Source organism: Novosphingobium malaysiense (assembly GCF_000802225.1).
GTDB lineage: Bacteria > Pseudomonadota > Alphaproteobacteria > Sphingomonadales > Sphingomonadaceae > Novosphingobium > Novosphingobium malaysiense.
In genome coordinates this window covers 885,667-908,642 of the sequence record NZ_JTDI01000001.1, presented here as the reverse complement: position 1 = coordinate 908,642, position 22,976 = coordinate 885,667, and the positions used below count along the sequence as shown (strand labels likewise).

Annotated in this window: 20 protein-coding genes and 1 pseudogene; 8 read left to right on the top strand and 13 right to left on the bottom strand. The window is 64.4% G+C overall.

The window, feature by feature from the left end; all coding sequences use genetic code 11:
- The first annotated feature begins 16 nt into the window (after window positions 1-16).
- From acsA to LK12_RS03970, 5 genes are read left to right on the top strand one after another with little or no spacing between them, the layout of a single operon-like run.
- Complete coding sequence (acsA, locus tag LK12_RS03990) at window positions 17-1,813, top strand: acetate--CoA ligase (protein ID WP_082010332.1); 1,797 nt, start codon at window positions 17-19, stop codon at window positions 1,811-1,813.
- Window positions 1,810-2,796, top strand: coding sequence for a pyruvate dehydrogenase (acetyl-transferring) E1 component subunit alpha (pdhA, locus tag LK12_RS03985; protein WP_039279496.1), 987 nt, complete (start codon window positions 1,810-1,812; stop codon window positions 2,794-2,796). The genes acsA and pdhA overlap by 4 nt, the downstream gene beginning before the upstream one ends.
- Window positions 2,793-3,788, top strand: coding sequence for an alpha-ketoacid dehydrogenase subunit beta (locus LK12_RS03980; protein ID WP_039279494.1), 996 nt, complete (start codon window positions 2,793-2,795; stop codon window positions 3,786-3,788). Before pdhA ends, LK12_RS03980 begins: the two co-directional genes overlap by 4 nt.
- A complete protein-coding gene (locus LK12_RS03975; RefSeq protein ID WP_039279493.1) occupies window positions 3,785-4,981 on the top strand; it encodes a dihydrolipoamide acetyltransferase family protein in 1,197 nt (398 codons plus the stop codon). Before LK12_RS03980 ends, LK12_RS03975 begins: the two co-directional genes overlap by 4 nt.
- Window positions 4,978-5,223, top strand: a complete 246-nt coding sequence (locus LK12_RS03970; RefSeq protein ID WP_039279492.1) for an acyl carrier protein — start codon at window positions 4,978-4,980, stop codon at window positions 5,221-5,223. Before LK12_RS03975 ends, LK12_RS03970 begins: the two co-directional genes overlap by 4 nt.
- A gap of 57 nt (window positions 5,224-5,280) precedes the next feature.
- Here LK12_RS03970 and LK12_RS03965 read toward each other — a convergent pair whose 3' ends face one another.
- From LK12_RS03965 to LK12_RS03925, 9 genes are all read right to left on the bottom strand, one after another.
- The gene (locus tag LK12_RS03965; RefSeq protein ID WP_039279490.1) at window positions 5,281-6,489 is read right to left on the bottom strand and encodes an ABC transporter permease; all 1,209 of its coding nucleotides are present in this window, start codon (window positions 6,487-6,489) and stop codon (window positions 5,281-5,283) included.
- Window positions 6,489-7,202, bottom strand: a complete 714-nt coding sequence (locus tag LK12_RS03960) for an ABC transporter ATP-binding protein (protein WP_039279488.1) — start codon at window positions 7,200-7,202, stop codon at window positions 6,489-6,491. Before LK12_RS03960 ends, LK12_RS03965 begins: the two co-directional genes overlap by 1 nt.
- Complete coding sequence (locus LK12_RS03955; protein ID WP_039279485.1) at window positions 7,195-8,538, bottom strand: efflux RND transporter periplasmic adaptor subunit; 1,344 nt, start codon at window positions 8,536-8,538, stop codon at window positions 7,195-7,197. Before LK12_RS03955 ends, LK12_RS03960 begins: the two co-directional genes overlap by 8 nt.
- On the bottom strand, window positions 8,535-10,031 hold the full coding sequence (locus tag LK12_RS03950; RefSeq protein ID WP_052223135.1) for an efflux transporter outer membrane subunit: 1,497 nt from the start codon (window positions 10,029-10,031) through the stop codon (window positions 8,535-8,537). Before LK12_RS03950 ends, LK12_RS03955 begins: the two co-directional genes overlap by 4 nt.
- 125 nt (window positions 10,032-10,156) lie before the next feature.
- The gene (locus tag LK12_RS03945; RefSeq protein WP_039279483.1) at window positions 10,157-11,155 is read right to left on the bottom strand and encodes a DUF2891 domain-containing protein; all 999 of its coding nucleotides are present in this window, start codon (window positions 11,153-11,155) and stop codon (window positions 10,157-10,159) included.
- The gene (locus tag LK12_RS03940) at window positions 11,155-12,063 is read right to left on the bottom strand and encodes a DUF979 domain-containing protein (protein WP_039279481.1); all 909 of its coding nucleotides are present in this window, start codon (window positions 12,061-12,063) and stop codon (window positions 11,155-11,157) included. Before LK12_RS03940 ends, LK12_RS03945 begins: the two co-directional genes overlap by 1 nt.
- Window positions 12,060-12,725 carry a DUF969 domain-containing protein gene (locus LK12_RS03935; protein WP_039279479.1) on the bottom strand — a complete coding sequence of 222 codons (666 nt, stop codon included), beginning with the start codon at window positions 12,723-12,725 and terminating at the stop codon, window positions 12,060-12,062. The genes LK12_RS03940 and LK12_RS03935 overlap by 4 nt, the downstream gene beginning before the upstream one ends.
- A gap of 57 nt (window positions 12,726-12,782) precedes the next feature.
- On the bottom strand, window positions 12,783-13,790 hold the full coding sequence (locus tag LK12_RS03930) for an isoaspartyl peptidase/L-asparaginase family protein (protein WP_082010331.1): 1,008 nt from the start codon (window positions 13,788-13,790) through the stop codon (window positions 12,783-12,785).
- A 121-nt stretch (window positions 13,791-13,911) separates the two neighbouring features.
- Window positions 13,912-14,922 carry a 2-hydroxyacid dehydrogenase gene (locus LK12_RS03925; RefSeq protein WP_039279476.1) on the bottom strand — a complete coding sequence of 337 codons (1,011 nt, stop codon included), beginning with the start codon at window positions 14,920-14,922 and terminating at the stop codon, window positions 13,912-13,914.
- Window positions 14,923-15,098: 176 nt separating this feature from the next.
- Between LK12_RS03925 and LK12_RS03920 the strand changes: the two genes are divergently transcribed.
- Complete coding sequence (locus LK12_RS03920; RefSeq protein WP_052223134.1) at window positions 15,099-15,767, top strand: hypothetical protein; 669 nt, start codon at window positions 15,099-15,101, stop codon at window positions 15,765-15,767.
- Window positions 15,768-15,790: 23 nt separating this feature from the next.
- Here the strand turns inward: LK12_RS03920 and LK12_RS03915 are convergent.
- Window positions 15,791-16,807: pseudogene (locus tag LK12_RS03915) on the bottom strand (molybdopterin dinucleotide binding domain-containing protein); the annotation flags it as partial.
- Window positions 16,808-17,161: 354 nt separating this feature from the next.
- On the opposite strand from LK12_RS03915, the gene ppsA reads away from it, so the two are divergent.
- Together ppsA and LK12_RS03905 are read left to right on the top strand one after the other, a co-directional pair.
- On the top strand, window positions 17,162-19,582 hold the full coding sequence (gene ppsA, locus LK12_RS03910) for a phosphoenolpyruvate synthase (protein WP_039279473.1): 2,421 nt from the start codon (window positions 17,162-17,164) through the stop codon (window positions 19,580-19,582).
- Window positions 19,579-20,595, top strand: coding sequence for a hydroxyacid dehydrogenase (locus tag LK12_RS03905; protein ID WP_039279472.1), 1,017 nt, complete (start codon window positions 19,579-19,581; stop codon window positions 20,593-20,595). The genes ppsA and LK12_RS03905 overlap by 4 nt, the downstream gene beginning before the upstream one ends.
- Here LK12_RS03905 and LK12_RS03900 read toward each other — a convergent pair.
- The 3 genes from LK12_RS03900 to LK12_RS03890 are packed head-to-tail and all read right to left on the bottom strand — an operon-like array spanning window position 20,579 to window position 22,975.
- Entirely contained in the window at window positions 20,579-21,673 is a 1,095-nt protein-coding gene (locus LK12_RS03900; protein ID WP_231568232.1) for a type II glyceraldehyde-3-phosphate dehydrogenase, read from the bottom strand. The two genes, LK12_RS03905 and LK12_RS03900, sit on opposite strands and share 17 nt — an antisense overlap.
- Window positions 21,670-22,350 (bottom strand): 1-phosphofructokinase family hexose kinase, encoded by a 681-nt coding sequence (locus tag LK12_RS03895; protein ID WP_039279468.1) that lies wholly within the window; start codon window positions 22,348-22,350, stop codon window positions 21,670-21,672. Before LK12_RS03895 ends, LK12_RS03900 begins: the two co-directional genes overlap by 4 nt.
- 1 nt (window position 22,351) lies before the next feature.
- Entirely contained in the window at window positions 22,352-22,975 is a 624-nt protein-coding gene (locus tag LK12_RS03890; protein WP_039279465.1) for an RNA polymerase sigma factor, read from the bottom strand.
- Between the last annotated feature and the right edge of the window lies 1 nt (window position 22,976).

Genomic DNA, 22,976 nt, shown 5'->3' with positions numbered 1-22,976 from the left:
TTCGGGAGGGACGAGGATGGGCGAACAAAGCACCGACGTGTCTGGCCGGGAAACCTACGCGACGATCCGGAAGGACCGGGACGCCCTGCATCCCAGCCCCAACCTGTTCGACTATGCCGAGGAGCGTGAGACCTTCTCCTGGGAGCGGGCAAGGGAACTGCTCGACGGATTGCCCGAGGGCAAGGGCCTCAATATCGCCCACGAAGCCGTCGACCGGCACGCGGACGGGCTGCTGGCCGACAAGGTGGCCATTCGCTGGCTGGGCAAGAAAGGCGAGCGGCGGGATATCACCTACCGCGACTTGAGCGCGGAAACGAGCCGCTTCGCCAATGCCCTGCGAAAGCTTGGAGTGGCGCCCGGCGAGCGCGTGTTCGTGCTCATGGGAAGAGAGCCGGAACTCTACGTCGCCATGCTCGGAACCCTCAAGGCCGGCTGCGTCGCCTCTCCGCTGTTTTCGGCATTCGGGCCGGAACCGATCGCGGTGCGGCTGGCAATCGGCGATGGCCGTGTGCTGGTGACCACGCCGGGCCTATACCGGCGCAAGGTGGCCGGCATCCGCGACCAGGTCGACGGTCTCAAGCACGTGATCCTCGTCGGCGAGGGCGAGGCGGAAGGGCCGGGGCTGCACCGCTGGAATGCCGTGGTCGGCAATGCGCCGCCCGATTTCACCATCGCGCCGACCGATCCCGAGGACATGGCGCTGCTGCATTTCACCAGCGGTACGACCGGCCGTCCCAAGGGCGCGATCCATGTCCACCAGGCCGTCGTCGCCCATCATGTCACGGGCCGCTACGCGCTGGACCTGCATCGGGACGACGTGTTCTGGTGCACGGCCGATCCCGGCTGGGTGACCGGGACCAGCTATGGCATCCTGGCGCCGCTCACCAACGGCGTGACCAGCATCGTCGCCGAAGCCGAATTCGATGCCGAGAGCTGGTACGAGATCCTCGAACGCGAAAAGGTGAGCGTCTGGTACACCGCCCCCACCGCGATCCGCATGATGATGCGGCAGGGCACCGACGTGGTGAAAGACCGGGACCTGTCGGCCTTGCGCTTCATGGCGAGCGTGGGGGAACCGCTCAATCCCGAGGCGGTCGTCTGGGGCGTGGAGGCCTTCGGCCTGCCTTTTCACGACAACTGGTGGCAGACCGAGACGGGCGGCATCATGATCGCCAATTTCGCGGCGCTCGATATCAAGCCGGGGTCCATGGGGCGCCCGCTGCCCGGCATAGAGGCGGCAATCGTCGAACGCGGCGAGGATGGAGGCGTCGAGGTGATCGACGAGCCGATGGCCGAAGGCGAACTCGCCTTGCGCAAGGGCTGGCCCTCGATGATGCGCGGCTACCTCCACGAGGAGGAACGCTATCGCAAGAGCTTCGCGGGCGAATGGTATCTTACCGGCGACCTCGCCCAGCGCGATGCGGACGGCTATTTCTGGTTCGTCGGGCGCGCGGACGACGTCATCAAGTCGGCCGGCCACCTGATCGGGCCGTTCGAGGTGGAAAGCGCGCTGATCGAGCATCCGGCCGTGGCGGAGGCCGCTGTCATCGGCAAGCCGGACCCGACGCTGGGCGAGATGGTCAAGGCCTTCGTCACGCTGCGGCCGGGCCATACCGCAGACGAGGCGATGCGGCGCGAGCTGCTGGGCCACGCCCGCAAGCGACTGGGCGCCGCGGTGGCGCCCAAGGAAATCGACTTTCGCGAGAACCTGCCGAAGACCCGGTCGGGCAAGATCATGCGCCGTTTGCTCAAGGCGCGCGAACTGGGTTTGCCGGAGGGCGACATCTCCACGCTGGAAAGCGACGAAAAATGAGCGGCAAGCTGAGGATCGACCGCGAGCACGGGCAGCGCCTGTTGCGCGAGATGCTGCGCATCCGCCGTTTCGAAACGAAATGCGCCGAGCTTTATCAGGCGCAGAAAATCCGCGGCTTCCTGCACCTCTACGATGGCGAGGAAGCCGTCGCGGTCGGCATCATGCAGGCGCTGGAGCCACAGGACGCGGTGGTTTCCACCTATCGCGACCACGGGCATGCCCTGGCCCGCGGGATCGCCATGGGGCCGGTCATGGCCGAGATGTTCGGCAAGGTCGAGGGATGCAGCCGGGGCAGGGGCGGATCGATGCACCTGTTCGACCGCAGTGCCCGGTTCCTGGGTGGCAATGCCATCGTCGGCGGCGGCCTGCCGCTTGCGGTGGGTACGGCCATGGCCGACAAGCAGCTCAATCCCGGCGCCGTCACCGCCTGTTTCTTCGGCGAAGGCGCGGCCAGCGAAGGCGCATTTCACGAAAGCCTCAACCTGGCCTCGTTGTGGAAGCTGCCCGTACTCTTCGTCTGCGAGAACAACCTCTACGCCATGGGCGTGCCGCTCGACCTGGAAGAGGCCGATACCGAGGTGTTCCACAAGGCACAGGGCTACAAGATTCCCGGCGAGCAGGTCGACGGGATGAACCCCGTCGCCGTCGAGGTCGCCGCGCGCAAGGCTGTCGAAGCGATCCGGGCGGGCGAAGGGCCCCGGTTCCTCGAATGCCGCACCTACCGCTTCCGCGCGCATTCGATGTTCGATGCCCAGCAGTATCGTACCAAGGAGGAAGTGGCCCAGTGGCGCGAGCGCGATCCGCTGGAGCGCATGCGCGCCTGGCTGAGCGAGGGGCACATGCTCGAACCTGATGAACTTTCGGCTATCGAGGCCGAGATCGAGGCCGAGATCGCGGCTGCCGTCGCCTTTGCCGAGGCCGGCACCTGGGAGCCGGTCGAAGAGCTAGAAAAGTTCACGCTGATGGACGAGGTGCCGTCATGAGCGACGATACTCCGACGCGCTTGACCTATCGTGAAGCCTGCAAGCAGGCGATCCGCGATGCACTCAATCGTGATCCCCGCTGTCTGGTGATGGGTGAGGACGTCGGCCTTTACGGAGGCTGCTACGCCGTGACCAAGGGGCTGCTGGAAGAATTCGGCCCCGAGCGCATTCGCGACATGCCGCTTGCCGAAGGCGTCATCGCCGGGTCCGCCATCGGGGCGGCGATTGCCGGGCTGCGTCCGATCGCGGAGATCATGACCTGCAATTTCAGCCTGCTCGCGCTCGACCAGATCATCAACAATGCCGCGACCATCCCCCACATGTCGGGCGGCCAGTTCGCGGTGCCTCTGGTGGTCCGCCTCGCGACCGGTGGCGGCCGCCAGTTGGCCGCGCAGCACTCGCACAGCTTCGAAGGCTGGTATGCGCATATCCCGGGCATCAGGATCCTGGCGCCCGGTACCGTGGAGGATGCCCGGTACATGCTGGCCGCGGCGCTGGACGATCCCAACCCGGTGCTGATCTTCGAACATGTCGTGCTGTACAACGACGAGGGCGATCTCGATCCCGAAGTGGTCTCGGTCGACATCGATTCCGCCAGGGTGCGGCGTCCCGGCAAGGACGTGACGATCGTCACCTACGGCGGCAGCCTGCCCAAGGCGCTGGCGGCAGCGGATGAACTGGTTGGGTTGGGCATAGAGGCCGAAGTGATCGACTTGCGCGTGCTCCGCCCGGTCGACACCGCCACCATCTACGCGTCCGTCGCGCGCACCCGGCGCTGCGTGATCGTGGACGAAGGCTGGCGCAGCGGATCGCTTTCCGCCGAAATCGCCGCGCGGATAGCCGAAGACCTGTTCTTCGAACTCGATGCGCCGATCCGCCGGGTCTGTTCGCGCGAGGTGCCGGTGCCGTACGCGGCGCACATGGAGGAAGCGGCGCTGCCACGGACGGCCGACATCGTTGCTGCCGCAAGCGGACTGGCGAGGCCGCAATGAGCGACTTCACCATGCCGTCGCTGGGAGCCGACATGGAGAGCGGCAAGCTGGTCGAGTGGATGGTGAAGCCCGGCGACACCGTGCACCAGGGCGACACCGTGGCCGTCGTGGAAACGCAGAAAGGCGCAATCGAGGTCGAGATCTTCGAGGATGGCACGGTCTCCGAGCTTGTCGCGAAAGAGGGCGAGACGGTTCCGGTCGGCGGGGTCCTGGCGCATGTGCGGACTGCGGGCGACAAGACGCCTGCCGCAGCGCCCGCCACGGCCGCTCCTGCTCCCGTGGAGGCCTCGCCAGCCCCTGCATCGCCCGCGCCTCCGGCCCCGAGACCCGCTCCTGCCGCGTTTGCGCGGACAGGCCGCGTGAAGGTTTCGCCCGCCGCGCGCCGGCTCGCTGCCGAAATCGGGATCGATCCGGAAGGATTGATCGGCACCGGCGTGGACGGCTCGGTATCGCTGGCCGACGTCGAACTCGCGAGGAGCCGGGGGACGAAGGCCGCGCCCGCGCCCTCCGCTCGCCGAACCGGCTTCGACCCTGCAGAGATGCGCAAGGCGATCGCGGCGGCAATGGCGCGCTCGAAGCGCGAAATACCGCACTATTACCTGGCCAGCACGATCGACATGGAGCCCGCGCTTGCCTGGCTTGCCGCGTATAACGAGGGCCGGCCGCCCACCGAACGGATGCTGGCCGCCGTGCTTACGCTCAAGGCGACGGCGCTCGCCCTGCGGGAGCACGGGCAGTTCAACGGCTTCTGGCAGGACGGGCAGTTCCAGCCGGGCAAGGGCATCCATGTCGGCTGGGCCATTGCGCTGCGGGGTGGCGGCCTCGTCTCTCCCGCGATCCACGATGCGGACGGACTGTCGCTGCCCGAACTGATGGACGTGCTGCGCGATCTGGTCGCCCGGGCCCGGTCGGGCCGGTTACGCGGTTCGGAGATCATGGACCCGACCATGACCGTCACCAGCCTGGGCGAGCAGGGCGCCGACAGCGTAATGGGTGTGATCTATCCGCCTCAGGTCGCGATTCTCGGCTTCGGCAGGATCGTCGAGCGGCCCTGGGTGGTGGATGGGCAAGTAGTCCCGCGCCGGTTGACCCAGCTGTCGCTCGCGGCCGATCACCGTGCCAGCGACGGCCATGCAGGCGGCCGTCTGCTCTCGACCATCGAACAACTGCTGCTGGAGCCAGAGAAGCTGTGACCAAGGACGAAATTCGCAAGACCGCGCTCGACATCCTCGCCGGCATCGCGCCCGAAGCCGACTTCGCGGCCTTGGGCGACGAAGACGAATTGCGCGAGGTCCTGGATCTTGACTCAATGGACTTCCTGAACTTCGTTACCGGCCTGCACGAGGCAACCGGTGCCGAAATACCCGAAGCCGACTATCGCGACCTTTCGACCCTGCAGGGCGTCGTCGATTACCTGAAGGCAGCCGGGGCATGATCGGCGTGAAACCGGTTGCCGGTACTGTGCCCGTGCGGGCGCTGCCGGACGGGGCCGTCACTCGTGTCTCAGGGCATCGATCGGATTGAGATTTGCTGCCCTGCGCGCGGGGAAATAGCCGAAGACGACGCCGATCGCCGCCGAGATCAGGAAGGCGATGAGATTGATCTCGGGATCGAAGGTCCATGGCACCTGCATCAGCGGTGTTGCCGCCGCGATCACGAGTTGCGCCAGCAGCAGACCGATTACGCCGCCCAGGCAGGAGAGCACGACTGCTTCGACGAGGAACTGCATCAGGACCTCGTTCGCCACGGCGCCGATGGCAAGGCGAATACCGATCTCGCGCGTGCGCTCGGTGACCGAGACGAGCATGATGTTCATGATGCCGATGCCTCCGACGACGAGGCTGATCGCGGCCACCGCGGCGACGATGCGGGTCAGCAGCGTGGTGGTGCCGGTCAGCGTATCGGAGATCTGCTTGGTATCGAATATGTTGAAATCGTCCTGCTTGTCCGCGGTGATACGGCGCCGCTCGCGCAGAAGGCTGGTGAGCGCGGTCTGGACCTGCCCGGTCGAATAGTTCTGGTCGACGCCGACCAGGATCATGCGGATGTCGGTGGAGCCCGTGAAACGGCGCTGCACCGTCTTGATCGGCATGATGACCACGTCGTCCTGGTCGCCCCCGAAGCCGGCCTGTCCGCGTGTCGTGAGGGTGCCGATCACGTCGCAGCTGATGCCGCCGATGCGAAAGCGCTTGTCCAGCGCCGCGGTGCCGCGAAACAGGTTCTTCTTGACCGTCGAGCCGATGATGCAGACGGCCTTGCCGGCCTTTTCCTCGGCCGGCGTGAAGGTGCGGCCCGATTCCAGGGGCCACGGTTGCACCTTAAAGTAGGCATTCGTCGTGCCGTTGACGGTCGTGGACCAGTTGGCGCCCTCGTAGATCGCGGTGGCGCTGGTCTGCGCCTGCGGGGCGACGGCCACCACGCCGCCGATCTGCTGCTGGATCGCGGTGACGTCCTCGGGCTTGAAGTTCTGCGGCGCCGGTCCGCCGCCGCCCCGGCCGAAGCCCTGCCCCGGTCGGACCTGCAGGATGTTGGTGCCCAGCGCCGAGATCTGCTCCTGCACGGCGGCCGTGGTCGCCTTGCCGAGCGTGACCATGGTAACGACGGCGCTGACACCGATGACGATGCCCAGGATGGTCAGGAACGATCGCAGCAGGTGCCGCCGGATCGATCGCAGCGCGAGCATGAAGATCGTGCCCAGCATCAGGCGGGCGCCTTCCCGTTTTGGCCGGCCTCGATCTTGTCCACCAGCCCGTCGCGGAAATGTACGATGGTGTGGGCGAAAGCCGCCATTTCCGCCTCGTGAGTCACCATCAGCACGGTTATGCCGGAGGCCTGGTTGAGGTCGGTGAGCAGTTCCATGATCTCTATCGAGCGCTCGGTGTCGAGATTGCCGGTGGGCTCGTCGGCCAGCAGCACGGTGGGTTCGGTCACGAGCGCGCGGGCAATGGCCACGCGCTGTTGCTGCCCGCCCGACAGTTCGCCGGGCGTATGGTCCCACCAGTCCTTGAGGCCGACCTTCTCGAGCGCCGCCATCGCCATTTCGCGCCGCTGCGCCCGGGGATCGCCGCGATAGAGCAGCGGTAGTTCCACGTTCTCCAGCGCGCTGGTGCGGGCCAGCAGGTTGAAGCCCTGGAACACGAAGCCGAAGTGCTTGCGCCGCAGCAGGGCGCGCTGGTCGCGGTCGAGCTGTTCGACATGATGGCCGTGGAACAGGAAGCTGCCCGAAGTCGGCACGTCGAGGCAGCCGAGGATGTTCATCGTCGTCGACTTGCCCGATCCCGATGGGCCCATCACGGCAACGAAATCGCCGGCCATGATGTCGAGGTCGACGCCCTTCAGCGCCTGGAACGCGGTCGGCCCGCTGCCATAGGTCTTCACGACGCCGCGCAGGGAGATGAGCGGGGTCTCAGCCATTGTCGCCAGCGGATGCCGATTTTTCGCCGGTGATGACCTGCATGCCGGCCTTGAGATCGCCCGACAGGACTTCGGTCTCACTTCCGTTCGTTTCGCCCGTCACGATCTGGAGGGCCTTGGGCTTGCCGTCCTCGCCGACGATCCAGACCGTCTGGGTCGTGCCTGCCGCAAGCGTCGCGCTGCGCTCGGACGACTGGCGGCGCGGCGGCCGGAAGGACAGCGCGCCGGTGATCCCGCCCGATTGCCCGTTGCCGGCTGACGCGCTGGCCGATTGCGGGGTAAAGCGCAGCGCCGCATTGGGCACGAGCAGGACATTGCGCTTGTCGGACGTCACGATATCCGCTGTCGCGGTCATGCCCGGGCGCAGTTGCCCCTCCGCGTTCGAGACCGAAAGATCGGCCGCATAGGACACGACGTTCGAAGAGGACGAGGAACTGCTGCTCGTCGAACTCGAGGACGAGCTTGCCGAGGAGACCGACTGGTTGGATCCGATATCCACGCGCGTGATCGTCGCCGGGAACGTCGCGCCCGGAAAGGCATCGACCGTGAAGGTCGCCTTCTGACCTTCCTTCACGGCACCGACGTCGGCTTCGTCGATCGAGACTTCCAGCTTCATCTGCGAGAGGTCCTCGGCAATCACGAAAAGCGTGGGCGTATTGAGCGAGGCGGCGACGGTCTGGCCGGGGTCGATTTCCCGCGCCAGGACCACGCCGGAAACGGGCGAGCGGATGATCGCGCGGGCGCGCTGCGTCTTGCTCTGGGCGAGCGTGGCCTGGCTGGCAACGACATTGGCCTGGGCGACATCGAGCGCGGCGCGGGCACGCTGAACGTCGGCACGGCCTGTCTGCATCTCGGTCTTCGAGGGCACCTTTCCGCCCGACAGTTTCGCGACTTCCTCCAGCCGGGCCAGTTGCGCTTGCGCCTCGGCCAGCGTCGCGCGCGCCTGTTCGACCTGGGCCCGGTTCGCCTTGAGCTGGGCTTCGTTCTGGCGGATCGCGTCGTCGTACTGCTCGGGGTCGATCTCGGCCAGCGGCTGCCCGGCGGCGACGCGGTCGTTGACGTCGACCAGCACCCTGACGATCTGGCCGGAGAGCTGGGAGCCGACGGTAACCTGGTTCGTCGGGGCAAGCTGGCCGGTGGCGGACACGGTCGTGACCAGCCGGCCGCGTTCGGACTTGGCGGTGATGTACCCTGCCTCCCCCGACCCGCCGAAGCACTTGGCCAGGAGCAGCACGAGCACCAGAACGGTGGCGACGATCGCGCCCCACCTGGCATAGCGGCGCCAGGCCGGTTTCGGCTTCACGCCCAGAAAGTCGTCGAGAGTCTCGTCAGTCATCGTTCGCCTTGTCCCGCAGTGATGTCTTCGACGGTATTCGGGGTCATCGCCGGAAGATCTGTCGGCGGCGCCTCGCTGTCCCACCCGCCGCCGAGGGCGACATAGAGCGCGACAAGCGCCGTCGCCCTGTCCGCGCGGGCCTGAACCAGACCGTTGCGCGCCGAGACGAGCGCGGCTTCCTGCGTGTTGAGCGTGGTGAAATCGGTCAGGCCCGAGCGGTACTGGCTGCGGGCGAGGATCGCCGAATTGTTCGCGGCGTCATAGGCGATCGCGTATTCGCGTTCGCGCCGCTGGGCGGTGTCCAGCGCGACCACGGCATTCTCGATGTCTTCCAGGGCGGTCAGGACCGACTGCTTGTAAGCCGCGAAGGCCGCGTCTGCGGCAGCGCGGCTGGAGCGGACCTGCGCGTTGAGCCTGCCGCCGTTGAAGATCGCCTGGCTGAGCCCAGCGAAGAGGCCGCCGGTGATCGTCTCGAAGAGACTTCCGAACGCGGCGGCATTCGTATCGATGTTGCCGCTGATCGACAGGGCCGGAAACAGCTGGGCTCTGGCGACGCCGATCTGCGCCGTGGCCGCCGCAAGGTTGCGTTCGGCCGCGCGCACGTCCGGCCGCTGGCGCAGGACATTGGCCGGGATGCCGGTGCCCACCGTTTCCGGGCCGGTCGGAATCGGTTGCACATCCTCCAGCAGGGGCTTGAGCGCGCCGGGCGGCTGGCCTGTCAGCACGCCGATGCGCGAGACGGCGGCATTGTACTGTTGCTCGATCTGCGGGATCGCGGCGGCAGCCTGGGCGCGGCTCGTGCGGGCCTGCTCGGCATCGACCGACGAGACGAGCCCTGCCTGCACGCGCCACCCGGCAATCTGCAGGTTGTCGTCCTGGAGCTTGAGCGATGCACGCGCGTTGGCCAGTTGGGCCTGATAGGCGCGCGCCAGCACGTAGTTGCGTGCCACTTCGCTTTCGACGGAGAGCAGCGTCGTCGCATAGTCGTAACCGGAGGCTTCGTACTGCGCCTTGCCGGCCTCCACCGATCGCCGCACGCCGCCGAACAGGTCCGCCTGATAGCTGGCGTCGAGCCCCAGCGAGAAGCTGGTCGAGCCGCCGCCGTTGCCGGTGGTCGTGACCGTGCCGTCGGGAAGAGTGACTGTCGTGCCGCCGCCGCGCAGAGTCTCGGTGCGGTTCACCCCGCCCGATCCGCTGAGGCTGGGCAGGAGCGAGGAGCGGCTGATCACGAGCGCTTCGCGCGCCTGCCGCAGCCGGGCGACGGTCTGCGCGAGATCGAGGTTTCCGGCCGCTGCCCGGTCGATCAGCTCGGAAAGGATCGGATCGTCGAAGTTTGACCACCAGCGCGTCAGGTCCTCGCGGGTCTGCGAAGCCGGGACCGACCACGTCTCCGGAACGCCCAGTTCGGCGGCAGGCTTGGGATGGTAATCGGGCCCCACAGCGCAGCCGGAAACGCCGAGTGCCATCGACAGCAGTAGGACACGAGACTTCATTGCACGTTTCATCCGCCAATAGCTGCCGGCACGACAGTCATAAATTGTCGTTTTATGTATTAGGCCGAGGGTTTCATTTGGGCAGATCAAAAATCGCGGAATTGCGGCTAGGCCCGGCACTCGCGCTATTCCGTCGCGAGGAGAGCCAGCAGCGCGAAACTCGCGAGCCAGTGGGTGCCCATGTAGTCGTCGTCGATATGGGGTAGGCTTGCGGCGACATGGTGACGTGCGGTTTCGCGGGCCGGCGCGGCCGCCCGATGGCCGTCTCCAAGGGCCGCGACGATTTCGCGCCAGCACCAGGCGCGGCTGAGATTGAGGCCATCGAGGTGGGCGATCTTGCCGTCGCTGCGGTCAGACACCGTGACGGGCGTGAAGAGCGTGGCCGGAGCGCCGGCTGCCGCTTCGGGCAGGAAGGCATCGAACCAGCGGGTGAAGCTCTCGCGGTCGAGGAGGCGGCTCATCAGCAGCGCTTCGCACAGCGCGGACGACAGGAATTCGTCGCCGCCCGGTTCCCAGGCCTGACACCCGCGATCTTCGGCGAACCAGCCTTGCGCTGTGTGTGCGATCTGGTCGGCCAGTGCCGGGTCGTATGCCTGCGCCCAGTCATGCGCGAGGGTGAGGGCGAAGGCGCTGTTGAAATGGGTGCCGGTGCGGATGGGATAGGTCTGCTTGGGCAGGAAAGTGCGGAAGCGCTCGGCGAAGGCTTCGGCCAGCGGGGTGAGGGCAGGGCCCCACGGCGCATTGTGGCGCATCGCTTCGCCGTGCAGCGCGAGTAGCCAGGCCCAGCCATAGGGGCGCTCGAACCCGGCCGAGCTCGGACGGTCGAGATAGGCGCATTCCTGCGCCACGAGATCGGGTGTCAGCATGGCATCGGCGCGGGCGCGCACGTCGGCAGCTTCGGGCAGATCGGGATAGAGGCGCGACAGCGTCAGCACCTGCCACCAGCCATGGACGCAGCTGTGCCAGTCGAAGCTGCCGTGGAAGATGGGGTGGAGCGCGCGCGGGGGCAGGGCATCTTCATCCCCGGTCAGCACGTGATCGAGCTTGTGCGGGTATTCCTGGTCCAGATGGCTGAGGGTCAGCCGGGCGAAGCGGGCCGCGGTTTCGGCGTCCAGTCGAGTCATCACATCACCAGATAGAGCAGCGCGATATTGAAGAGCAGAAGCGGGATGGCCGTCGGTACCTGTGCGCGGATCACGCCGTAGCGGTCGCGCAGTTCCAGCAGTGCGGCCGGTACCAGATTGAAGTTGGCGGCCATCGGCGTGACCAGCGTGCCGCAGAAACCGGCGAGCATGCCGATGGCGGCGACGCGGGCCGGGGCGCCGCCATAGGTGTGGATCAGCAGGGGCAGGCCGATTGCCGTGAGCATGACCGGAAAGGCGGCGAAGGCATTGCCCATGATGACGGTGAACAGCGCCATGCCCAAGCAATAGACCACGACGGCACCCAGAATGCTGCCCGAGGGGATGATGTGGCCGATCAGCGTGCCGACGATGTCGCCCATGCCGGCGAGCGCGAAGACGGCGCCGAGGCTCGCCAGCATCTGCGGCAGGATCGCGGCCCAGCCGATGTGGTCCATCAGCCGCGTGCCCTGGCGGAAGGGTTCTGCCGGTGCAGGCCTGAGCCAAGCGAAGCAGATCAGCAGCGACAGGATGACGCCCAGGGTCAGCGAGACGAGCGTGACCTGCTTGGGATCGACGAAACCCGGCACCTCCGCGAACGCGAAAGTTCCGGCGAGCGCGGTGACCGGAATGACCAGCGCGGGCACGAACAGCATCGGTCCGCGCGGTTCGACGGGTTGCTGCGTCCGGTCGCGAAAGCCCATCCGCCCCAGTGTGGCGACGGCAACGATAGCCAGCACGAGCACGCCGTTGCCGAAATCGCCGAGCCGGTCCCCCAGCAGAAAGCTCACCGCGATCAGGGCGTAGAACAGGGCATTGCCCGGCCGGCGGGGGACTTGCGTGACGCTCAGCAACGAGAACGAGGCAAAGGTCACCCCGGCCACCAGATAGAGAAAACCGAGGCCGATCATGGCTTGCGTGGCCGTCGCTTGAGGCGACGATCGGCGAACAGCAGCCGGGTCCCGTGGATGACAAAGGCAGCGATGGCCGTCGGGATTGCCCAGACCGAAAGGTCCAGCGGAGCGAGATCGATGCCGTCGCTCTCCAGCACGCCTTTCATCAGCAGGATCGAGCCGATCGCGATGAAGATGTCCTCGCCGAAGAACAGGCCGACATTGTCCGTGGCGGCGGCCAGCGCCTTGGCCTGGTCGGGATCGCCTTCCCCTTCGGATTGCGTGTCCGCAGCCGCTTCGGCCATCGGAGCGATAAGCGGCCGGACCGTCTGGGCGGGGCCGGCGATGGATGTCAGGCCCAGTGCGGCGGAAATCTGGCGGAAGCCGAGATAGACGAGCAGCAACCGCCCCATCGTCGCGCCGCGCACCCGTCCGATCAGGTCGCGCGCGCGCGTCTGCAGGCCGTGCCGTTCGAGAATACCGATCACGGGGAGCACGATGTAGATGATCGTGATGTAGCGGCTGTCGTTGAAAGCCTTGCCGAATGCGGCGATCACGGTGACGGGGTCGAGCCCGGCGGCAAGACCGGTGACGAGCGCCGATGCGATCACCACCAGGAGCGGGTTGAACCGCAGCATGAAGCCTGCCGCGATCACGACGATTCCGGCCAGAACCAGCATCAGAGAATTGCTTCCGTGGCGCCTGCGCAGGTCAGGACCATGCCGATCTCCCCGCGATCATTCATCTCCATAGAGGGCAATGCGCGGTTCCGACCCCTTGCGGGCCATGCCCCGATACATGCCGGGCGTGTTGAACGACCAGGCCGGGGTGCCGTCCCTGGCCACCACGATCACGCCCCCGTCGCCGCCCAGAGCCAAAGTCTCCTTCTGAACCGTATCCGCCGCCTCTTTCGGCCCTTCCCCGAGAAGCTGCATGCGCGCGCAGATCTCGCGCGCTACGCCTTCGCGGATGTAGTACTCGCCGGCGCCGGTTGCGGAGACGGCGCAGGCTCGGTTGTCCGCATAGGTTCCGGCCCCGATGATCGGGCTGTCACCGACGCGGCCATAGAGTTTGCCGGTCAGTCCCCCGGTCGATGTCCCGGCGGCGAGGTTGCCGTGCGTATCGCGCGCGACCGCGCCCACGGTGCCGTACTTTGCCTCGCGCTCGAAATCTCCCAGCGCCTGGTGCCTGGTCTTGAACGTCTGCAACTGCTGCCAGCGTTCCTCGGTGCGGAACCACGAGGGATCGGCCTGTTCGAGGCCATGGTCGCGGGAAAAATCGTCAGCGCCTTCGCCGCTCAGCATCACGTGGGGGCTCCGTTCCATGACCGCGCGGGCAAGGCTTATCGGGTGACGCGTCCTGGTGACGCCGGCCACGGCCCCGGCGTCCCGGGTGGCGCCGTCCATGATCGAGGCATCGAGTTCGTTGGTACCCGCCGACGTGAAGACGGCGCCGCGCCCGGCGTTGAAATTGGGATCGTCCTCCAGCACGCGAATGGTCGCCTCGATGGCGTCCATGGCCTTGCCGCCCTTGTCGAGCACTTCGCTGCCTGCAGCGAGCGCATCTTGCAGCGCGGCGCGGATCGCGGCTTCGCGCTCTGGCGTGATCTTGTCGCGCTGGATCACACCGGCGCCGCCGTGGATGACGAGAGTCCAGTCCTCGCCAGCCGCTGCCGCGGTGCTTGCGACCGTGCTCACAAGGGCGGCCGCGATGGCGGCCAGCTTCGCCCAGGATTTGATCCGCATCTATCGCCTCGCATTCTTCGGACCCGTTCACATGGCAATCCAGGTATTGGCGTATTCGATTTTGTCTGCAAGCCGACAGTTCCTTGCGCCCGTGCATAACACTCGCAATGCGAGCGGGGATTCAGGCCAGCCTTTCCACCGAGACCGGGTGCACCGGCGAACCGGTTTCTTCGAAGGCCGAGACGTTGCGCATCGTCGTTTCGGCGATCGCGGTCATCGCCTCGTGCGTGAAGAAGGCCTGATGGCCGGTCACCAGCACGTTGGGGAAGGTGAGCAGCCGGGCGAAGACGTCGTCCTGGATCATCCGGTCGGACAGGTTCTCGAAGAAGAGGTCGGCTTCTTCCTCGTAGACGTCGAGGCCGAGGTTGCCGATCCGGCCGCTCTTGAGCCCGGCGATCAGGGCCCTGGTGTCGACGACCCCGCCGCGGCTGGTGTTGATGAGCATGGCGCCATGCTTCATCCGGGCGACGGCGTCATGATCGATCAGGTGGTGGGTCTGCGGCGTCAGGGGGCAGTGCAGGGAAACGATGTCCGAGGCAGCGAGCAGTTCCGGCATGGCGACATAGCGGCCGCCCATGGCGTCCAAGTCGTCGTTCGGGGCAGGGTCCGCAGCGATGACCTCGCAGCCGAAGCCGCGCATGATCCGCGCGACGCACAGTCCGATGGCGCCGGTACCGACGATCCCGACGGTGCGGCCGCGCAAGTTGAAGCCCAGCAGCCCCTCCAGCGCGAAGTTGCCTTCGCGCACCCGCACGTAGGCCTTGTGAATGTTGCGGTCGAGCGCCAGCATCATCGCAACGGTATGCTCTGCCACCGCGTCGGGCGAATAGGCCGGCACCCGCGCGACGGCGATGCCGAGGTCGCGGGCCGCTTCCAGATCGACGTTGTTGAAGCCGGCGCTGCGCAGGGCGACCAGACGGATGCCCTGGCCGGCAAGCAGTTCCAGGACCTCGCGCCCGAGCTGGTCGTTCACGAATGCGCAGACGGCATCGCACCCGGCTGCGAGCCTTGCGGATTCGCGGCCCAGCCGGATCTCGAAGAACTGAATGAGGTGCCGGCCGCCTGTGGCCTCGTTGGCCTTCTCGAGGAAGTCCCTGTCGTAGTCCCTTGCGCTGAATACGGCCACTCGCACCGGCAGTCTCCGGGTCTGCTGCGGGCCGGAGGGTATCAGAGAAGGAACAGGGCTCCAACGCCGTGCGCATTGGACCGGACGCGATTGGCGGTTTTCTAAGCTGCGGTGGATGCTATGTTTTCCCGGCCGCTCCCTTGCCGGGTGGCGGATCGAGTAAGACGGAAGGGGTTTCGGCCTTGCACATCAAGTCGCTGACCAGCCTCTACCGCCTGATCGTGGTCGCCGTGGAAGTGACGATGGCGGCAGAAATGACCTTCCTGGTTGCCAATGCGCGCTGGATGCAGGTCTTTCTCGTGGCGGGGCTGATGGCGATCATCGCGCTTTCCCTGCTGATCCCGCACAAGCAGGGTAGCGCGCTCATTCCCGTCGAGATCCTGATCTTCCTGACGCTGTTCGTGTTCGCGACGCTGTTTCTCGGCGAAGTGCGGGATTTTTACCGCAGGATCTGGTGGTGGGACCTTGCCCTTCACGGCTGCTCCGGGCTCCTGCTGGGGCTGCTGGGCTTCCTCGTGCTCTACCTGCTGAACGAATCCGAAGTGGTGAACCTCTACATGCGACCGGCCTTCCTCGCGCTGTTCGCCTTCTTTTTCGCTTTCGGCATCGGCGGACTGTGGGAAATCGTGGAGTTCACCATCGACCATGCGTTCGGGACGCAGATGCAGAAACCGATGCTGGGCGATCCATCAGGGCTGACCGACACGATGTGGGACCTCATCATCGATGCTGCCGGCGCCATTGTCGCGAGTGGCGGCGGGTGGCTGTACATCCGCAAGGCGCGCGATCACGGCAAGCGGGACTGGCTTGCGCGGTTCGCGGCGCGCTATCCGCACTTCTTCGCCGAATAGCGCGCTACGCAGCGAGACTGATCTCAGGTCGCGATCCTGACCGGCACCGCCTTTGAGCCCGGGGTCTTGGACAGCTTGTCGTGATACCACAGCGGGACCAGCGGATTGGTCTCCGGGTAATAGGCGCCGACGCATCCCCGCGGCAGGCTGAAGGGGGTGACGACAAGCCCGTCGACCTGGCGGTGCACGCCGTCATCGGCATCGGTGACCAGCGAGACGACCTGACCTTCGGACAGCCCGGCATTGCGGATCTCCTCCGGGCTCATCAGCAGCACGTCGCGCGTGCCCTCCACGCCGCGCAGGCGGTCGGAGTAGCCGTAGATCGTGGTGTTGAACTGGTCGTTCGACCGCATCGTGATAAGGCGGTAGCGCCCCGGCTTGTCGTCCACGCCCACCGAGTTGAGCTTTTCCGGCACGGTGAATTCGGCCTTGCCGCTTTCGGTCTTCCAGATCCGCTCGCGCGCCTTGTTGCCCTTGTAGAAGCCGCCCGGCGTGAACATGCGTTCGTTGAACTTCTCGAACTTGTCCGGATAGGTTTCCTCGATCAGGTCGCGGACCTTCGCATAGTCGCCTACCCATTCGTCCCATTTCACCTTCGGGTTCGGCGGCACCGTGGCCTTGGCCATGCCGGCGACGATGGCGAGTTCGGAAAGCAGGTGCTCGCTGGCCGGCTTGCGCTTGCCCACCGAGCCGTGGATGCACGAAAGCGAATCCTCCATCGTCACGGTCTGCGGGCCGCTTGCCTGCATGTCTTCTTCGGACCGGCCGAGGCAGGGCAGGAGATAGGCCACTTCGCCGTTGATGAGGTGGCTGCGGTTGAGCTTGGTGGCGATCTGCACGGTCAGCCGCATCTTTTGCCACGCGGCCTCCATCTTCTCTCGCTCGGGAATGGCGCGCACGAAATTCCCTCCGAGTCCGACGAAACCCCGGACCTTGCCGTCGATGATTCCTTCGCAGGCGTCCACCGTGTTGAAGCCCTGTTCGCGCGGCGGCGAGAAATCGAACCGTTCCGCCAGGAAATCGAGCGGGACCAGAAGAGGCATCACATTCGGGCTCTTTTTTCAATTATTTTCTGATGCTTATGCAATTCGGTCTGACCGAAAGGCCCGCAAAAGGCCCGCAAAATCCGCCTAATGCATTGGTTCGATGCCTTTTTCAGGACTCATGGCCTGAAAGTTACGGGCTGCGGCGATGACCCAAGCCGTTACCATTTGATCAACCAAGTAACAACAAATCATAATGCGAAGCACGCCGTTCAGCGGTCGGGGGCAATGTGACATCTCGAGGCCCCGACGGACGGTGCTCCGGCGCTACAGAGCCTGGCGTAACCGTGATATGTCTTGATCGTCCTTAAATTGGAGCGCCCTCTCACGTTTCCGGATCTGGAGATCCAAATGACCCAAAACCTCATTGCCTGGTTTGAAACCTTGTCCATCCGAGATGTCGGAAGGGTTGGCGGCAAGAATGCATCTCTTGGCGAGATGGTCCGGGCGCTGGAGGGAAAGGGCGTGCGGGTGCCTGGTGGGTTTGCGACCACTGCAGCGGCATTCCGAGAGTATGTTTCGGCAAACGGCCTGGAGCCCGATCTCAGGCGCAATATCGACGCACTTAAGAGCGGTAAACTTTCGCTTCATGCAACAGGTGAAGCGATTCGCCGCCTCTTCCTCGACGCCGAGTTCCCTCAGGAAATTTCCAATGCAATCACCCATGCATATCGCGAGCTTTCTAAGCGCAGCCATACTGAGGACATTAGCGTAGCTGTCAGATCGAGCGCCACTGCAGAGGACCTCCCCCAGGCGAGCTTTGCCGGGCAGCAGGAGACATTCCTGAATGTTCGTGGCGAGCGTGCATTGCTCGATGCATGCCGCCGCTGCTACGCATCCTTGTTCACCGATCGAGCGATCAGTTACCGCGAGGTCCAGGGGTTCGACCACCTTGATGTAGCACTGTCGATTGGCGTTCAACAAATGGTCCGCTCCGATCTTGCAGGTTCGGGCGTGATGTTCTCGATCGATACGGAAAGCGGCTTTCCCAATGTGGCCGTGGTGAGTGCTGCCTGGGGGCTGGGCGAAACGGTTGTGCAGGGTGCGGTCGATCCCGACCGATACCTGGTGTTCAAGCCGCTTCTTGGCGAACGGCAGTACAAGCCCATTATCGAGAAGGCGGCGGGCGCCAAGGAAATCAAGATGGTCTATGCGACGGGCGGTAGTTCTCGAACGACCTCTGTGAAAACGACGTTGGCGGAGCGCCAGGCGTTCGTTCTCGAGGATGACGAGATCCTCCAGCTTGGTCGGTGGGCTGCAATTATCGAGGAGCACTATGGGCGCCCCATGGACATGGAGTGGGCGAAGGACGGCGAGACTGGGGAACTCTTCATCGTCCAGGCTCGTCCAGAAACAGTCCAGTCCTCTCGACACGATGCGACGGTCAAGAGCTATCGGTTGAAACAGACGGGCAAGCCGATCCTGACCGGGTCGGCGATTGGAGAAGCGATAGCTACCGGCAAGGTCTGCATCGTCAGAAGCACAAGCGACATCGAGCAGTTTCGCGACGGTTCGATCCTGGTCACCGAGATGACCGATCCCGACTGGGTGCCGGTGATGAAGAAGGCTGCCGGAATCATCACCGACCATGGCGGAACGACCAGCCATGCAGCGATTGTCAGCCGCGAACTGGGAGTTCCCGCAATTGTCGGGACCGGAAACGGAACGCAAGTCCTGCATGATGGGCAGGAGATCACGCTTTCCTGTGCCAGCGGTGACCGAGGTGAGGTCTATTCGGGCATCCTCCCGTTCGAGGAGGTCGAAGTGGACCTTTCAGGCCTGCCTGAGACGCGGACCGCGATGATGGTGAACATTGCAAGCCCCGCGGCCGCATTCAGGTGGTGGCGCCTGCCCGCGAAAGGGGTTGGCCTGGCGCGCATGGAATTCATCATCAACAATCTGATCAAGATCCATCCCATGGCCCTGATCCACCCCGAACGGGTGGAGGATGTCGAGACGCGCCGTCAAATGAGAGAAGCGGTCCGCGGCTTCGCCGACCCGGTGGAATTCTTCGTCGAGACCCTGGCGCTCGGCATCGCCAAGCTCGCTGCTCCATATCATCCCCACCCGGCCATCGTTCGCCTTAGCGACTTCAAGACCAACGAATACGCCCACCTGATCGGCGGCAGCTTCTTTGAGCCGAAGGAAGAGAATCCGATGATCGGCTGGCGTGGTTCGTCGCGTTATTACGACGATCGCTATCGCGAGGGCTTCGAACTCGAATGCCGCGCGCTCGGGAAAGTTCGCAATCAGATCGGCCTGAAGAACGTGATCGTAATGGTTCCCTTCTGCCGCACACTGGAGGAAGCCGATCGGGTGCTTGCGACGATGGCGAAATACGGACTTGAGCGCGGAAGTGAGGGCCTCGAAGTCTATATGATGTGCGAGATTCCTTCCAATGTCTTTCTGGCGGAGGAATTCGCGAAGCGCTTCGACGGCTTTTCCATCGGTTCAAACGATCTGACCCAGCTGGTGTTGGGAGTTGACCGGGATTCGAGCGATCTCGCCCACCTCTTCGACGAACGCAATGAGGCGGTCGAGCGAGCCATCCGCCAGGCGATCGGGAAGGCCCATGAAGCAGGCATAAAGATCGGAATCTGCGGCCAGGCTCCGAGCAACTATCCCGAATTCGCGGAGTTCCTGGTCGGACAAGGCATCGACTCGATTTCCCTCAATCCCGATAGTTTCGTCACCACTATTCGCCATGTCGCGGAGATGGAGAGGAAAATTGACGCGGGGTCCGACGGCGCGGAACAGGGAGCGCAACATTGAAGGTCATCATATTCGAAACGCAGGAATGGGAGCATCGGGCCTGCCTCAGTATACAGGAAGAACATGAATTGATCTGCACGGCCGAGCGGCTCGATCGCGATGTTGCCGGGCGGGTTGCGGATGCGGAAATCATCAGCACCTTCATCGATTCAAGGCTGACGGGCGAAGTCTTGGCCAAGCTCCCCAAGCTGAGGCTCATCGCCACCCGTTCGACAGGTTACGATCACATCGACCTCGATTGGTGCCGTGCGCATGACATCGCCGTCGCCAATGTGCCGAACTATGGCGATGCCACCGTCGCCGAGCATGCCTTTGCGCTGCTCCTGGCAGTCGCTCGCAATCTGGTTGATTCAGTCGAACGCACGAGGCGTGGGAATTTCTCGCAAGATGGCCTGAAGGGATTCGAACTGCGGGGCAAAGTCCTTGGCGTAATAGGGACAGGCCGGATCGGACGGCGCGCTATCGAGATCGGCGGCGGGTTCGGCATGCAGGTCGTCGCCCATGACCTTTATCCGGATGAAGATTGTGCCGCACAGCTCGGCTTTCGATATGCCGGCCTCGATGAGGTTCTCGGCGAAGCTGACGTCCTGACGCTTCACTTGCCCGCAACAGGAGCAACGGTGAATCTCATCTCCGATCGCGAATTCGGGCTGATGAAAAAGGGAGCCGTGCTGATCAATACCGCACGGGGCAATGTGGTGGACACGGCGGCACTGGTCCGGGCGCTGGCTGACGGAAAGCTAAGATCCGCAGGCCTCGACGTGCTTCCGCACGAGCCGGTGATCCGCGAGGAAGCGCAGATATTCCGTCAGGCAACGACAGACAGCTATGATCTCAAGGGCCTGGTGGCCAATCACGTGCTGCTGCGCTTCCCGAATGTCATCGTGACCCCGCACAATGCCTACAACACCACCAGCGCCGTTGGGCGGATCATCGATACGACAGTCGACAACATCATGGCTTTTGGCCGAGGCAGGCCGACCAACCTCGTCGACATCACGCACGCAGATTGAGCTGTCCGATTTTCAGCGATGCGTTCGTCTGTGCTATCGAAGCTCGCGCATCCGCCTGGAAGCCGGTCAGCGCCCTGATCGCGTCGATCGTCTCGGGAATCACGATTGCCTGATTATCGACCATGTAGGCGTAGAACAGCTCGTCTCCCTCGACCTTGAGCATGTCGGACCACAGCGCGACTTCGTAGAGATTGTCGTGTGGTCTGCCGAGGTCTGCCATCAGTTCCTTGATCGCGTTGATTGCGGTCAGGCCATCTGACATGCGGACCAGGGAGATCCGCGGCGACGAACAGAATGCCTCGAGTATTTCGTCCTTCTCGGCCTTCCTCGCAAGTTGGACCGACCAGTAGTGCATATGCGCCAGGGTCTCGGGGACTTTCACCGCCATCGTAATCACATCGAGATCGGGATCGACGCTTCGGGCGTCTGGTCCCTGATGGCTTGGAATCTCGGCCTCGGGGACGAGCGTGTTCATGATCCCGCCCAAATGGCTCTCCCAGGGATCGGTCGCACGCCTGAGCAGGGTTCCCCGGGCTCTTGCCAGCAGTCCGGCAAATTTCAGCGCCGACAGCGTGCGGACTATCGATGTCGTGTTGCACGACACCACGCGCGTGCAGTCGCGGCCTAGCGCGGTCTCGTAACTGGCTTCCGCGACAAACGAGTGCCCTGTCACCGAGTGCTTCTCGCCACCCTGGACGATGAACTTGATGCCCTTGCGGCGGTAAGTCTCGACATTGCCTGTCGCGACGTGCTTGGGTGTGCAGTCGACGACGATGTCGGCTCCGGCTAGCAAATCCTCCAGCGAACCAGCCACTTCCAGCCCGCTCTTGGCCATAGCCTCGGCTCGCTCCGTCGTGGCCCCGAACAGGCGAAAGCCCTTACCGGTCACAATGCGGGCCCGCCAATCGAGCGTGACATCGGCCACACCTGCAAGCTGCATGTCGTCTTGCGCTGCTACCGCGTCGGCGACACGCTTCCCGATCACGCCATAGCCGTTAACTGCCACTCGGATTGCCTTGCCCTTTTCCATCCTGTCCTCCGTCAGTTCCCGCTTCCCCACTTCCAAGCCGCGCGTCACGGCTGACCTTGCTTGGGCGAAGGTCGTCTCAGTTCTGAATAGATGCGCTCGACATCCGCGCGCGCGCAGAGCTCGGTTCCAGGTGTCATTGCCGTGGCTGCGCCAGCCGACATACCATAAAGGAACGCGTCTTCCTCAAGACCCGCCGAGAGGGCCTCGCCCGAGCTGTCCAGGACGAGCCGAATGCCCTTCTTCCGGGCCAACCTTGCAACCATTGCATAGAAATCGACCGGCACACCCATCGGCAAGCTCCCGCTTGCAACGAGGTAATCGCAGTCTACTTCTTCCAGGCAGCCGAGCAAGCTACGCCACTCCGCATCCTCGACCGTTGGTCCGGTCGAGACGAACCGGTATTCCAGATGCGTCGAATGTTCATAGACTGCATGGCAGATGCGCGTGTGTCCCGCGATCGCGACGGGTAGCCGGGGTATCGATGCCGCGTCCAGCAGTTCGTTGAATGTCCCGCCAGTTGCGCCGCCCGCGAGGTAGATTGCCCTGGTTTCGGCTCCTAGCTCGCGGACGATCCGGGCGACGTTTATCCCGCCTCCACCGGGATCGAAACGTTCGCCGGAGGTACGGATCTTGTGGATCGGCCTTACTTCATTTGCCTGGGAAGATGCATCGATCGAAGGATTGAGAGTGAGAGTGATAATCGGCTTTCCGCGCAATTCTCTCATCTTAAGGCTGTCCCAGCTGCCCGGCATTCTCGCAACCGCAGTCCATGAAGCCGTGGATGGCGCAGATACGGCACAACTCTTCGAGTCTCTGCTTTAGAGCCTGGCGGGCGCGGTGCAGCCGGACGGTCAGATTGTTGGCCGAGACCCCGATTTCCTGCGCAACAGTCTTGCGCGCCTCTCCAAGCAGATCGACACGCCAGATGAGCTGGGCATATTCGGGCTTCAAGGTTGGCAACAGCTTGTACAAGCAATGACAAATTGCCTCGTCGATTTCCATATCGGGTTCGATGGAGGTCTCGTCCATTTCGGCGATCTTTGCCGGATCGGCTAGCTGCTCGCGCTTCCTTCGCCTTGCCGCTGCGCGCTGATGGTCGACAATCGTTGTTGCGAGCACACGGCTTAGCCAGCCCCGCACGGCCTTCACATCTCTCAGGTCTTCCGAGCGTTCAATCGCTTTCAGGATAAATCGCTGCAAGACGTCCTCGGCTTCGTCGGCGTTGCCCAGGCGACGTTGCAGAAATCGGGCAAGATCCTGGTGGCTTTCGACGAGCGCTTGTCGAACCGCTGCGTCCTTCGGGTCGCGGTTGGCCGATGGTTCTTCGCTAGGTTCAAGTCCGCTGCTCACT

Coding starts and splice junctions, on each gene's coding strand:
- acsA (WP_082010332.1), top strand. CDS start 17: ATGGGCGAACAAAGCACCGACGTGTCTGGCCGGGAAACCTACGCGACG.
- pdhA (WP_039279496.1), top strand. CDS start 1,810: ATGAGCGGCAAGCTGAGGATCGACCGCGAGCACGGGCAGCGCCTGTTG.
- LK12_RS03980 (WP_039279494.1), top strand. CDS start 2,793: ATGAGCGACGATACTCCGACGCGCTTGACCTATCGTGAAGCCTGCAAG.
- LK12_RS03975 (WP_039279493.1), top strand. CDS start 3,785: ATGAGCGACTTCACCATGCCGTCGCTGGGAGCCGACATGGAGAGCGGC.
- LK12_RS03965 (WP_039279490.1), bottom strand. CDS start 6,489: ATGCTGGGCACGATCTTCATGCTCGCGCTGCGATCGATCCGGCGGCAC.
- LK12_RS03960 (WP_039279488.1), bottom strand. CDS start 7,202: ATGGCTGAGACCCCGCTCATCTCCCTGCGCGGCGTCGTGAAGACCTAT.
- LK12_RS03955 (WP_039279485.1), bottom strand. CDS start 8,538: ATGACTGACGAGACTCTCGACGACTTTCTGGGCGTGAAGCCGAAACCG.
- LK12_RS03950 (WP_052223135.1), bottom strand. CDS start 10,031: ATGAAGTCTCGTGTCCTACTGCTGTCGATGGCACTCGGCGTTTCCGGC.
- LK12_RS03945 (WP_039279483.1), bottom strand. CDS start 11,155: ATGACTCGACTGGACGCCGAAACCGCGGCCCGCTTCGCCCGGCTGACC.
- LK12_RS03940 (WP_039279481.1), bottom strand. CDS start 12,063: ATGATCGGCCTCGGTTTTCTCTATCTGGTGGCCGGGGTGACCTTTGCC.
- LK12_RS03935 (WP_039279479.1), bottom strand. CDS start 12,725: ATGCTGGTTCTGGCCGGAATCGTCGTGATCGCGGCAGGCTTCATGCTG.
- LK12_RS03930 (WP_082010331.1), bottom strand. CDS start 13,790: ATGCGGATCAAATCCTGGGCGAAGCTGGCCGCCATCGCGGCCGCCCTT.
- ppsA (WP_039279473.1), top strand. CDS start 17,162: ATGACCCAAAACCTCATTGCCTGGTTTGAAACCTTGTCCATCCGAGAT.
- LK12_RS03895 (WP_039279468.1), bottom strand. CDS start 22,350: ATGAGAGAATTGCGCGGAAAGCCGATTATCACTCTCACTCTCAATCCT.